The sequence below is a fragment of the Aminicella lysinilytica genome (assembly GCF_004362975.1).
Lineage (GTDB): Bacteria > Bacillota > Clostridia > Peptostreptococcales > Anaerovoracaceae > Aminicella > Aminicella lysinilytica.
The window spans coordinates 18406-30937 of sequence record NZ_SNXO01000009.1 but is presented as its reverse complement, the minus strand read 5'-3'; the positions used below and the strand labels follow the sequence as shown (position 1 = coordinate 30937).

The window sequence follows — 12532 nt, the reverse complement described above, 5'->3', positions numbered from 1 at the left end:
AGATGTAAGTCCTCGGGAAAATCCCGGTTAAGGCGAGTGTGGGGGCAAAGACCAGGTCAGCCGAATAACTGCTTATTTTATTGTAATGAAGAGGTAACTATGTTATAATTAATTATCAAATATAAAAGGGAGGTCATCATATGAAGGTTAATATTACAGGAAAGAATTTTAACACTTATCAGCGCCTGCAGGAGACCATGGAGAAGAAATTCGAAAGGCTCGGCAAGTACTTCTCAGATGACATTACGGTAAACGTAGTTCTATCACAGGAAAGGGGAAAAGATAAAATCGAGGCAACTATCAATGCCAAGGGAGCAGTTTTCAGAGCTGAGGAAGTAACACCTGACATTTATGAGGGGATCGATAAAGTCGTAGACAAACTTTCAAGTCAGATGTCTAAATTCAAGGGCAAACTGAAGAAAAGATATAACGATAATAAGGCCTTGAAGTTCGAGTTCGTACCGGAGGACGAGGATGAAGTCGAAGATGTTAAGGTAATGAGGACCAAGAAGTTCCAGCTGAGACCGATGTCAGTTGATGAAGCTATACTGGAGATGGAAATGCTGCAGCATAATTTCTTCGTATTCCTGGACATGGAGACAGACAGCGTCAATGTTGTATATAAGAGAAAAGACAACAATTATGGCGTGCTGGAGACTACATACTAATTGGAATATTTGGCGGGTCGCAGATGCGGCCCGCCCTTTTTGAAGATTCCTTAAGGATTTATTAAATGGCCGTGCATCCCTTGAATTATTGCGCATTTTCGAGTAAAATATAAAGAGTATATTTGAAAGGGTGAAGTATGCAGGATTTTTTTTATAACATTTTTTCGAGCGTCGGAATAAACGACGTTTTCGACATCCTTATCACGACATTCGTGATATATAAAATACTGGAATTTATCAAGGAGACGAGGGCTCAGCAGCTTGTTAAGGGACTCCTTATCTTAGTCGTGGCATATTTTCTGTCAGGATTCCTTGATTTACATATGATACATTGGATACTTGGAGGAGCATTTACCATCGGCCTTTTCGCCCTGGTAGTACTGTTCCAGCCGGAAATAAGAAGAGGCCTGGAATTCATGGGACGAACCAAGCTGTCCCGGACCAGACTTGTTGAAGTAGACAAGGACAGAGCCAAACAGATAACAGATGAGATCGTCAGTGCCGTCAGGTCATTTTCCGCTACCAAGACCGGCGCCCTCATGGTATTCGAACGTGAGATCACCCTTCAGGATATAGCTGAGACCGGCACAGTCATCAACGCTGACATTTCAGCCCAGATCCTTGGCAATCTTTTCTACGAGGGATCGCCTCTACACGACGGAGCGGCCATAATCCGCGGAGACAAGATCTACGCCGCAGGCTGCGTTTTGCCCCTGACAGGAAACAACAACCTTAACAAGAGCCTCGGCACCCGCCACAGAGCAGGCATAGGCATAACTGAGAATTCGGACGCCCTGGTACTCATCGTAAGCGAGGAGACCGGCATAATTTCTATTGCAAAAGACGGAAGAATCCAGAGATTCCTCGACATTAAAACCGTCGAGAAGACTTTATTCGACCTTTACATACCTGATGATTCCGCTGATGGATCATCTATGTTCAGCAAGTTGACAGAGCACCTGGGGAGGAAGAAAGATGGTACAAAGTAAAAAAGGTAACATGATAATCTCCCTGATACTTGCCGTCATACTGTGGATGTACGTTGTCGGGGAAATGAATCCGGTCACGACCAAGTCATACAGGGACATCCCTGTGACCCTGACCAACTCCCAGACTCTCAGCGATAACGGTCTGGCTGTAGTTGGCGCCAGCGATGAGACTATGACGATCACACTTTCCGGCAAACGCAACAGCCTCAGCAAGATAAAAACTGCCGATATAGTGGCAACAGTTGACCTGTCTGATGCAACGGAAGGCGATAATCAGCTTAAGATCAATTTGTCCGTGCCAGACAGCGCGGAGGTGAAGAACCAGAGCCTGACCAAGATCACAGTAACTGTGGAGAAAAAGCAGACAGTCAGGCGGAATATCAGGGTGAAATACACGGGCAACTACGCCAAGGGCGAGGAGCCGACCACCATCAAGACCGATCCTGAGAACGTAACAGTGTCGGGAGCCAGGTCACTTGTCAATAAGGTGGCCTATGTGAAAGCAACCATAAGTTCCGACAATGTTTCCACCGATGAAACATCTACCAGCAGTAACCTGGTGCCTGTAGACAAACACGGAAATGAAGTTAAGAATATCGGCTTGTCGCAGAACACGGCCAAGATCACATCGGCCTTGTATTACACTAAAACTGTAAGTCTGAAGGTACCTGTGACCAACAGTTCCAGCGACGGGTATAAGCGTACGACTACCGCCCCTGAGAAGGTTAAGATCAAGGGCCCTGACAGGGCCTTGAAGAAGGTGGATTCTATTACGGCGGACACTATAGATGTAACGGGCATAACCAAGAGCACTGATGTGGATATCGTTCCGAATCTGCCGGATCAGATCTGGCTTTCTGATGATTCCAGAGATCTGGTGCTGAATGTCAAGGTCACATCGGAGATGCACAGCAGGGAATTTACATTTGACGGAGACAGCGTCGATCTGAACAATGTCGGCAGCGACCTTTCCGGAAATGTCAAGACGGGAACTGTTACTGTAACAGTAACGGGAATAGCGTCCAAGATAAATAAGATAAGCAAAAGTGATATCAGTCTGTCAGCCGATTGCGACGGACTTGGATCCGGTACTCATTCAGTCAGTCTGACTGTAAAGTGCGACGGGACATACACCGGGTTAGCGGCGGATCCGTCCAAGATAAACGTGAGACTGGAATAACGGAGGTAAAATGGGAAGATTATTTGGCACCGATGGTGTTAGAGGCGTAGCCAATTCAGAACTGACGCCGGAGCTGGCCTTTAATTTAGGCAAGGCCGGAGCTTACGTCCTCAGCGATGAAGGAAGCCGCCCGACCATAATAATAGGCAAAGACACCAGAATATCCGGCGACATGCTGGAGAACGCCCTGGCGGCCGGAATACTGGCAGTCGGAGGCAACGTCATCAAGGTAGGAGTCATCCCGACGCCTGCCGTTGCTTACCTTGTGAAATATTATGATGCACAGGCGGGAATCGTGATTTCCGCGTCTCATAATCCTTATGAGTACAACGGCATCAAGTTTTTCAACGGTAAGGGATTCAAGCTGGCAGATTCCATAGAAGAGAAGATCGAGGATATTATCCTCAGAGGAATAGATGTCAACGCTCATCTGGGCGGCGACGAAATAGGTACCTGCATGGAAGGCGAAGACAACGCCATGGAACTCTACTGCAGATACCTTTTGTCCACTATAGACATAAGGCTTGACGGCATGACAATAGTTATGGACTGTGCCAACGGCGCGTCCTTCCAGACTTCGCCGAGAGTTTACAGAGAGCTGGGGGCCAATGTCATAACCATGGGCTGCAACCCCAACGGCACCAATATCAACGACGGCGTAGGCTCCACCCATCCGGAGGGCCTGCAGAAGCGCGTCATAGCCGAAGGGGCTGACATAGGTCTGGCCTATGACGGAGACGCCGACAGGCTCATTGTAGTCGACGAGGAGGGCCAGGTCATCGACGGCGATAAAACTATATGCATCTGTGCCAAGATGCTGAAGGATGAGGGCAGGCTGGCCCACGATACAGTCACTGCAACAGTCATGAGCAACCTGGGCTTTCACAAGTATCTGGAAGGCATAGGCGCAAAGGTAGACGTGACCAGCGTAGGCGACCGTTACGTGCTGGAGTCCATGCTGAAGACGGGCTGCGTCATCGGCGGCGAGCAGTCGGGACACATAATTTTCCTGGACTATTCCACTACAGGCGACGGCGCCGTGTCATCCCTGCAGTTCATGAAGGCCGTGAAGAAATCCGGCAAAAAACCATCGGAGCTTTCGGCTGAGGTCACTCTTTACCCGCAGGTCCTGGTAAATGCCAGGGTCACCAACGAGGGCAAGAAAGCCTATAAAGACGACACGGAAATATGTGAAGCAATCAAAGACTTAGAAGATAAAATGGCCGGAGACGGCCGCGTACTCATAAGACCATCAGGCACAGAGCCTCTGGTCAGAGTAATGATAGAAGGAAAAGACGAGGAAGCCATCGGTCAGATGGCCAATGAGCTTGCGCAGCTCATAAGCAGTAAATTCAGTTAAACAAGGAGGCGATAATATGTGCGGCATTGTTGGATACACAGGACATGAAAATGCTAAGGACATTATTATAGACGGATTAAAGAAACTAGAGTACAGAGGATATGATTCCGCCGGCATCGCTCTTTCAGACAACGGTAAGATAACCGTCAGAAAGAAAGCCGGAAGGATATCCAACCTGGAGGAGGCTATCAAGGGCGAGAAGCTGGAGGGCACCACGGGCATAGGCCACACTAGATGGGCCACCCACGGATCACCGACAGATTTCAACGCCCATCCCCACACCAGCATGGATGGAAACATAGCCATCGTACATAACGGCATCATAGAAAATTACATGGAATTGCGGGAAGAGCTGAGCAGTAAGCACGGGATCAAGTTCGTCACAGAAACTGACTCCGAAGTCATCGCCCAGCTTATCAGCGTTTTGTACAAAGGTAATCTTGAGGATGCTGTTTTCGAGGCCGTGAAGAAAATGCGCGGGGCTTACACCTTTGGGGCTATATCAGCTTCAGAGCCGGACAAGATGGTGGCTTACAGGAAAGACACGCCGCTCATCGCAGGTCTGGGCAAGGATTGCAACTTCATTGCATCAGACATGACGGCACTCTTGAAATACCTGGATAAGATCTACCTCATAGAGAACGGCGAAACAGTAGTCTGTACGCCGGACAAGATCCAGATCCTTGACGCCAATAAGAAACCTGTGGACAGAGATGTCCTGAAGGTCACATGGAGCCAGGAAGACGCAGAAAAAGGCGGCTACCAGCACTTCATGATGAAGGAGATCAACGAGCAGCCTAAGGCTATCAGAGAGACCCTTCAGCGCAGAATAGGAAAAGACGGGAAAATCAAGCTTGACGGCATTTCCCTGACCAGGGAAGACCTGGAGAAGTTCGATAAAATCAGCATCGTAGCCTGCGGCACGGCCTATCACGCCGGACTCGTAGGAAAGTATGCCATAGAAAAAATGGCCCGCATGCCCGTAGAGGTAGACGTGGCGTCAGAATTCAGATACAGAGATCCCTTTGTTGACGAGAAGACTTTGTTCATCGCCATAAGCCAGTCGGGAGAGACCCTGGACACGCTCATGTCCCTGCGGGAAGCCAAGAGCAAGGGCGCCAGAGTTTTGTCCGTGGTCAATGTCGTAGGCAGCTCCGTAGCCAGAGAGTCAGACGATGTCTTCTACACCTGGGCAGGCCCGGAGATCGCAGTGGCGTCTACCAAGGCCTATACCACACAGCTGGTATGCATGTACCTGCTGGCCCTTTATATGGGAGACCTGCGCGGCACCATTACAGAGGACTATTATAAGCAGGTCCTGAAGGAACTGAAGGCAACGCCTAAGAAGGTCCAGAGAATACTGGACAAGGCTGAGGACATAGAGGAACTGGCTAAGAACCTTTACAACAGAGATCAGATATTCTTCATCGGCCGCGGCATAGATTCGGCCGTAGCCTACGAGTGCTCTCTGAAGCTGAAGGAAGTTTCATATATCAACTCCTTCGCCATTGCGGCAGGAGAACTTAAGCACGGGACGATTGCCTTGATGGAGCCGGAGACTATAGTTATAGCCCTGGCCACACAGGACTTCCTCATGGAGAAAATGTACTCGAATATAGAAGAGATAAGGGCCAGAAGGGCTCATGTCATAGCCGTGACCAAGGAAGGCAGCCAGATCTCCAAGATCAAATCCCTGGAGGTCATCAGGATACCTAAATGCATGGACGAAGTCTCGCCGATACTGACCATAGTACCGATGCAGCTCTTTGCATATTATGTGGCCAGAGAGCGCGGAGAGAATATAGATAAGCCGAGAAATCTGGCTAAGTCAGTCACAGTAGAATAGAGGGGGCATATAAATTGGCTAAATACGATATACGGGATATCAGTCTGGCACCGTCCGGACACGAGAAGATCCAGTGGGTAAGGTATAACATGCCGCTGCTCAAGGGTCTGGAAGAAGAATTCATCAAGACCAAGCCTTTCGAGGGAGTCAAGATATCATTATCGGTGCATCTGGAAGCTAAGACGGCATATCTCTGCCTGGTCCTGTCTGCGGGAGGCGCCGAAATGTCTGTTACGGGAAGCAACGTTCTGTCCACTCAGGACGACGTAGCTGCAGCCCTTGCAGACAGCGGCCTTGCGGTGTTCGCATACCACGGGGCCACAGAGGAAGAGTACAACAGACATATAGAAATGTGTCTGGAACATAAGCCGAACATCATTATAGATGACGGCGGCGACTTGGTGGGAATGCTCCACACCAAGAGGCCGGACCTGGCTGAAGAAGTCTGGGGCGGCTGCGAGGAGACTACTACCGGAGTCATCAGACTTAAGGCTATGGAGAAGGAGGGAATACTGAAATTCCCTATGGTGGCAGTCAATGACGCTGATTGCAAGCATCTCTTCGACAACCGTTACGGAACCGGACAATCGGTCTGGGACAGCATCATGAGAAATACCAACCTGATCATCGCTGCCAAGACAGTAGTAGTAGTCGGTTACGGCTGGTGCGGACGTGGCATTGCCATGAGAGCCGATGCTCTCGGCGCCAGAGTCATCGTGACTGAGGTGAACCCGGTGAAAGCCATCGAGGCGCGCATGGACGGATATACTGTCATGCCTATGGCAAAGGCTGCTCCCCTGGGGGATATCTTTGTTTCAGCTACGGGCTGCTGCAAGACCATAACCCTTGCCAACATGCTGACTATGAAGGACAGAGCCATCCTCACCAACGCGGGACATTTCAACTGCGAGGTAGACATGGAAGCTCTGGAGGCGGCTGCCCTTGAGAAAAAGGAGACCCGCCACAACATTATGGGCTATAGATTGTCTAACGGCAGATGGGTCAATGTCATCGCCGAAGGCAGACTCGTGAACATTGCCGCCGCAGACGGACACCCGGCAGAAATCATGGATATGAGTTTCGCCGTGCAGGCTTTGTCGGCTATGTATGTCAAGGACAACCACGGCAAGCTTGAGAATAAAGTGATCGATGTAAGCGGCGAGATCGACGATCTGGTGGCCCGCAGGAAACTGGCTGCCTGGGATATAGAAATCGATCAGCTGACAGACGAGCAGAAGGCTTATCTGGGCAGCTGGAATGTATAATTATTTAAGAATCAGAAGGTGATTAAAATGACGTATGAAGAAATCAAAAAGCAGGCCAACGAAGCTGTTAATGAGCTTCTGAAGGTAGCAAGGCTGAAGAAAGGCGACATTTTTGTTATAGGCTGCTCATCCAGCGAGATCAAAGGCGCTAATATAGGAAAGGGCTCCGATGTAGACGCGGCTAAGGCGGTTTACGACGGAATCTATCCGGTATTGTCGGAAAAGGGCGTTTATCTTGCGGCTCAATGCTGCGAGCATCTGAACAGGGCGATAATTGTCGAGAGAGCTGCTCTCCTTCCGGGAACAGAGATCTGCAATGTGGTGCCTCAGCTCCACGCCGGCGGATCCTTCGCTATGACAGTTTACCAGAACGCCGCAGATCCTGTGGCTGTTGAGGAGATCAAAGCCGACGCAGGCATGGATATAGGCGACACTCTCATTGGAATGCATCTGAAACACGTTGCCGTTCCCGTAAGAATCGCCACCAAGCACATCGGCGAAGCAAATGTAGTATGCGCCAGGACAAGGCCTAAGTTCATCGGCGGCAGCAGAGCTGTCTATGACGACGTCCTATCCGGCGGAGATATCAAAAGATAGTAGAGGAAAATCAATGGATTATGAAAAGCTGGCCGGGTTGTTATTCCCGGCCATAGACAAGAGCCCCGAGGATTACGAGGCAGAGTACCCCGCAAGGGAGCTGGCGCCTGGCGCAAAGGTTACAAGGCTGGGCCCGAGCCCGACAGGGTTCATTCACCTGGGCAATCTCTACGGCGCATTCGTAGATGAAAGGCTGGCGCATCAGAGCGGCGGCGTTTTCTACCTGCGCATAGAGGACACAGACGACAAAAGATATGTTGAAGGTGCAGTGGAGACGGTTATTAACTCGCTGAAATTCTTCGGCATAGATTTCGACGAGGGCGCTACCATGGCAGGCGATATAGGCGCCTACGGCGACTACACTCAGAGCCACCGCGGGCCCATATACCAGTGCTATGCAAAGAAACTCGTGGCCGAGGGCAAGGCTTATCCGTGCTTTTTGAGTGAGGAGGAGATAACGGCCATCCGTGGGGACCAGGAAAGCGCAAAGGCAACGCCGGGCATTTACGGCAAGTATGCCGCTTGCAGAGACTGGACCTTGGAGCAGGTGGAGGAGGCCATCAACGCCGGCAAACCATATGTAGTCAGACTGAAATCTGACGGTGTGCCTTTCGTTGAAAACGGGCCTGAACCGAAAAAAATACATGTTGAGGATGCCGTAAGAGGCACTCTTGAGATGCCTGAAAACTTCCAGGATACAGTGATCCTGAAGGCTACGGGGATTCCGACTTATCACTTCGCCCACGTTGTGGACGATCACCTCATGAGGACGACTCACGTTGTCCGCGGAGAGGAATGGCTTTCATCACTGCCTATTCATGTGGAGCTTTTCGACAAGCTCGGCTGGGAACCGCCGATCTACTGCCACACAGCTCAGCTCATGAAGCTGGACGAGGATGGCAGCAAGCGTAAGCTTTCCAAGCGCAAGGATCCTGAGCTTTCACTGGAATATTACAGGAGCCGCGGTTATCATCCCACGGCTGTCAGGGAATATCTTCTGACTATATTGAACTCCAATTTCGAAGAGTGGCGCATGGCAAATCCTGATGCGGATATCGACGATTTCGAATTTACTACGGAGAAAATGAGCAGTTCCGGAGCTTTGTTCGACCTGAATAAGCTCAATGACATAAGTAAGGATGTGCTTCTGCGCATACCGGCTGCGGAAATCTATGATTTCCTGAAATCCTGGGCGGCAGAGCACGCACCGCAGTATTCTCACATGTTCGACGACAGGGATTACATGCTGAAAATCCTGGATCTGGGCCGCGACGATAAAAAGCCTCGTAAGGATCTGATCTACGCGGAGCAGATCATTGATTTCATCAGCTACTTCTTCGATGATATGTTCAAAATCGAGGATCCAATGCCGGAGGAGGTCCCTTCGGAGGATGTCAGCAAGATCCTTACGGCATACCTGGACTCCTACGATCACAGCGACGATCAAAGCCAGTGGTTCGATAAGATCCGTGCCATTGCAACGGATCTGGGATATGCTGCCAAACCAAAAGATTTCAAAAAGCATCCTGAGGATTATAAAGGTCATGTTGGCCATGTAAGTACGGTCATCAGGATCGCGCTAATGGGAAGATCTCAGTCTCCTGATGTCTGGACGATCCAGCAGATCTTCGGCGAGGAAAGAACTCGCGCCAGAATAGGAGGTTACTGCCATTAATAAGTTATTTACGAAAGTAATCGAGCTGGTCCTGGCCGCAGTACTCTTCGCTCTTGTTATGATAATTTTCTTCAAACAGGGCGCCGGCAAAAACGCCATGATCACGCTGACATTAATAGCCGCAGTAATAGTAGCCGGCTACATAATTTACAGGATAGTCAAGAAGATAAAACTGATGCAGTGGCTCAAGGCAAATCCCGATGTGAGCCGGGTCTTTCTTATGTACAAGCCCAACATCAGACGCATCACATTCGTAGACCTCTATTCTGTAGACCGCAAGGAGCCAAAAATCTTCGGTTCCAATTATTCTGTCGTGGATAAAGGTTTCTACCTGACGCCGGGCAGGCATATGGTGGAGGTGGAAGCCAAAGATGAAGGCACCTGGACTTCCGGCAAAAACCGCAATTACGGCCGCGAGGTCCTGGAAATTGAAGTCGGCAAAAACGAGACTTACCGCATTTCCTTCGATGAGGAGAAACATGAGTATTATCTGAAGCTGGAATAAGGGGCTGTGGCGAAAGGTTGGTTCGGCAGGTTGTCTATTGTTCCATCAATGGTACCTTTATGCATAAGTTTATGCATAGTTCTGGCTATCGGAATGTACCTGTTTTTCTAGACATGTTTCTAGACATGTTACCTAGATATGTTGCCTAGAAATGTTGCCTAGAAATGTTGCCCGCACCTTTTCTCAACGATTTGGACCTATAAGTGCGTCTGCGCACTTATAGCCTCTTATCAAGGAATCAAGGTGCGTTTTTGGTATTCCAATTTTCATTTCCGCACTTATCAGCCATTCTCAGAACATGGAGGTGCGCATATTGGAATTCCAACAATTATCCGCGCACTTATCCACTTTTTTAAAGGAACAGAAGTGCGTTTAAGTTATGATATGCAGCCATATAATGGAAATAATGGGTAAAACATCCATTGACGCGCACCTCGACCTATTTGATTCAGCCAATAAGTGCGAGTTTGGTTTACAATAATATAAAATACGCACTATCGTTCCGTATATTGGGCCAATACGTGCGCGGAGGACTTTCGCCCCAATGCGCGAGGACTTTCGCCCCAATGCGCGGAGGACATTCCCCCCAATGCGTGGAGGACTTTCAACTCAGTATCGGAGGACATTCCACTCCTTCCAATCCGCGGGCGAGCCTACCCCAAGGGCTCTGGACCGCTATGCCCGGTTTGGGAATATTCATGTTCCAAACACCAGAATATTCTCCAACAACTTTTTCGTTGCTGTACTTTGCATATAAGTCTAGGATCGTGATGGGAAATGGGCATCCAAATTGCGCAAAAGCACCCTGAAGTGGGCCTGAATTATGGCTACCAGGGCCGAATTGAAATGCTTACATCGCCTGAAACGCTTGCGCTACAAGGCCTACGGCCGTCCGCTGGCCGCGTGGCCACTCCCTGCCTCAAGTCGGCAGGGACGTTTTTGATCAAGGTTTGCGAAGATGAATAGGTTGATGCATAAACTTGTGCATAAAGGTACCATTGATGGAACAATAGCCAACCGGTCTGGGTAAGTATTTGGGGGCAGGTCGGTTTTAGGGGGGCGGGCCATTTTCACAGAAAAAGAGCCACTCTTAAGGGCAGCTCTTAGTATTAGTCTTGTTTGGTCAATGTAGTTCGGATCCAGCGCGTAATGGCTAGATTCTCTTATCCATTTGGATCATCGAATAGTCGGATAGAGCTTCGTCGAGTTCACCGGTCTGGACCTTAATGTATTCTTCGATTTCGGCTTCTGTCACATTGGCATCGTGTTTGCTGAAATAAGCAACCATTTCGAACTTGATTGTCTGGAAAGCTGCATCCTTATCAACGCCGCTTGTAGACATGTTATCTGTTGCCTGGATATAAGCCTTTTCTAAAATTGATTCCTTTGCCATAATAAACACCTCCGTTTACTTGTGCGAACTAACTTCACCTAATTATATCACTAAAGAATATCATAATCAATAGGTACACTTATCTGACAATTCTAATCATTATTAAGGAAAATAATCCACAGGATCGTTCATTATTAAGGAAAATAATCCAACTGAACTTTGCCGCGGCCCTTATATATTTATTTCTCCTTCGGCCAGAACTACTGCTTTGCCGCCGACCTTGATTTTGCAGTCGGCGCCGCTGGCATCGATTTCCGAAAGGATTATCGAAGGCCTGTCCATACTTTCGCCCTGAATGATCTTGCACTTATCCACCGGTTTGATTATTTTATTCAGAAGGAAGTAGTAGGTCAGGGCTCCGTTGGAAGTTCCCGTAGCTGCTTCTTCGTCGATGTCATATAGAGGAGCGAAATTTCTGCAGTGGGCAGTTACGCCTTCCTCTGAATCCAGAGTAAAGGCGTGGACGCCGGTCACTCCGTAACGCTCAGACAGAGCAGAAAGCGCCTTCATATCAGGCTCCATTGCATTTAAATCAGCCTGAGTCGCAAGAGGCATCATTATATCAGGCAGACCCGTAGAAATCAGCTTCGGCAGAAGCGTGACTTTAGACGAGTCATATTTTGTACCCATAACATTGTAAAGCTCCTCGAGAGCCTCAGGTGTATCAATAGTAGCCAGGTCCTGCGGCGTTGCCATTTCCATCATGACGAAGCCATCGCCGACATTTATCTCCAGATCCCCGGCGCAGGTGTGATTGACACAGGTGTCGCCGGTCTTGATCAGGCCCAGGTGCTGCAGAGCGCAGAAAGAACCAATAGTGGCGTGGCCGCAGAGATCCACTTCAGCAGCCGGCGTGAAGTAGCGGATATTGAACTCGTTATCTCCAAGGACTTTGATGAACGCCGTCTCAGAATATCTCAGCTCAGCGGCGGTCTTGACCATAGTCTCATCCGATGGAAAATCTGCGCCCTCAGGCAGCAGAACGACTCCGGCCGGATTGCCGCCGAAGGTAGTTTCCGTAAAGGCGTCTACTATAAGAAATTTCATATGTGAT

Annotated in this window: 11 protein-coding genes; 9 read left to right on the top strand and 2 right to left on the bottom strand. The window is 49.2% G+C overall.

Annotation, left to right across the window (positions count from 1 at the left end; all coding sequences use genetic code 11):
- Positions 1-140: 140 nt before the first annotated feature.
- The 9 genes from hpf (at position 141) to EV211_RS03585 (ending at position 10085) form a co-directional block, all read left to right on the top strand.
- Entirely contained in the window at positions 141-668 is a 528-nt protein-coding gene (gene hpf, locus EV211_RS03625; RefSeq protein WP_133528074.1) for a ribosome hibernation-promoting factor, HPF/YfiA family, read from the top strand.
- Positions 669-805: 137 nt separating this feature from the next.
- Entirely contained in the window at positions 806-1657 is an 852-nt protein-coding gene (gene cdaA, locus EV211_RS03620) for a diadenylate cyclase CdaA (RefSeq protein WP_133528073.1), read from the top strand.
- Complete coding sequence (locus tag EV211_RS03615; protein WP_133528072.1) at positions 1644-2837, top strand: CdaR family protein; 1194 nt, start codon at positions 1644-1646, stop codon at positions 2835-2837. Before cdaA ends, EV211_RS03615 begins: the two co-directional genes overlap by 14 nt.
- A gap of 10 nt (positions 2838-2847) precedes the next feature.
- Entirely contained in the window at positions 2848-4197 is a 1350-nt protein-coding gene (glmM, locus tag EV211_RS03610; protein ID WP_133528071.1) for a phosphoglucosamine mutase, read from the top strand.
- 16 nt (positions 4198-4213) lie between these two features.
- Positions 4214-6043 (top strand): glutamine--fructose-6-phosphate transaminase (isomerizing), encoded by a 1830-nt coding sequence (gene glmS / locus EV211_RS03605; RefSeq protein WP_133528070.1) that lies wholly within the window; start codon positions 4214-4216, stop codon positions 6041-6043.
- A gap of 14 nt (positions 6044-6057) precedes the next feature.
- On the top strand, positions 6058-7308 hold the full coding sequence (locus EV211_RS03600) for an adenosylhomocysteinase (protein ID WP_133528069.1): 1251 nt from the start codon (positions 6058-6060) through the stop codon (positions 7306-7308).
- A gap of 27 nt (positions 7309-7335) precedes the next feature.
- Complete coding sequence (locus tag EV211_RS03595; protein ID WP_133528068.1) at positions 7336-7905, top strand: TIGR01440 family protein; 570 nt, start codon at positions 7336-7338, stop codon at positions 7903-7905.
- Positions 7906-7918: 13 nt separating this feature from the next.
- On the top strand, positions 7919-9580 hold the full coding sequence (locus EV211_RS03590; protein WP_133528067.1) for a glutamate--tRNA ligase: 1662 nt from the start codon (positions 7919-7921) through the stop codon (positions 9578-9580).
- Between the two features lie 97 nt (positions 9581-9677).
- The gene (locus EV211_RS03585) at positions 9678-10085 is read left to right on the top strand and encodes an SPRY domain-containing protein (RefSeq protein WP_166635357.1); all 408 of its coding nucleotides are present in this window, start codon (positions 9678-9680) and stop codon (positions 10083-10085) included.
- A 1153-nt stretch (positions 10086-11238) separates the two neighbouring features.
- Here the strand turns inward: EV211_RS03585 and EV211_RS03580 are convergent.
- Both EV211_RS03580 and EV211_RS03575 read right to left on the bottom strand, forming a co-directional pair.
- Complete coding sequence (locus EV211_RS03580; RefSeq protein WP_133528065.1) at positions 11239-11478, bottom strand: hypothetical protein; 240 nt, start codon at positions 11476-11478, stop codon at positions 11239-11241.
- Between the two features lie 171 nt (positions 11479-11649).
- Complete coding sequence (locus EV211_RS03575; RefSeq protein ID WP_133528064.1) at positions 11650-12525, bottom strand: PhzF family phenazine biosynthesis protein; 876 nt, start codon at positions 12523-12525, stop codon at positions 11650-11652.
- Positions 12526-12532 lie beyond the last annotated feature (7 nt).

Bases quoted from the DNA above. Each gene is read 5' to 3' on its own strand.
- glmS (WP_133528070.1), top strand. From the start codon at position 4,214: ATGTGCGGCATTGTTGGATACACAGGACATGAAAATGCTAAGGACATT.
- glmM (WP_133528071.1), top strand. From the start codon at position 2,848: ATGGGAAGATTATTTGGCACCGATGGTGTTAGAGGCGTAGCCAATTCA.
- cdaA (WP_133528073.1), top strand. From the start codon at position 806: ATGCAGGATTTTTTTTATAACATTTTTTCGAGCGTCGGAATAAACGAC.
- EV211_RS03575 (WP_133528064.1), bottom strand. From the start codon at position 12,525: ATGAAATTTCTTATAGTAGACGCCTTTACGGAAACTACCTTCGGCGGC.
- EV211_RS03580 (WP_133528065.1), bottom strand. From the start codon at position 11,478: ATGGCAAAGGAATCAATTTTAGAAAAGGCTTATATCCAGGCAACAGAT.
- EV211_RS03590 (WP_133528067.1), top strand. From the start codon at position 7,919: ATGGATTATGAAAAGCTGGCCGGGTTGTTATTCCCGGCCATAGACAAG.
- EV211_RS03615 (WP_133528072.1), top strand. From the start codon at position 1,644: ATGGTACAAAGTAAAAAAGGTAACATGATAATCTCCCTGATACTTGCC.
- hpf (WP_133528074.1), top strand. From the start codon at position 141: ATGAAGGTTAATATTACAGGAAAGAATTTTAACACTTATCAGCGCCTG.
- EV211_RS03585 (WP_166635357.1), top strand. From the start codon at position 9,678: ATGATCACGCTGACATTAATAGCCGCAGTAATAGTAGCCGGCTACATA.
- EV211_RS03595 (WP_133528068.1), top strand. From the start codon at position 7,336: ATGACGTATGAAGAAATCAAAAAGCAGGCCAACGAAGCTGTTAATGAG.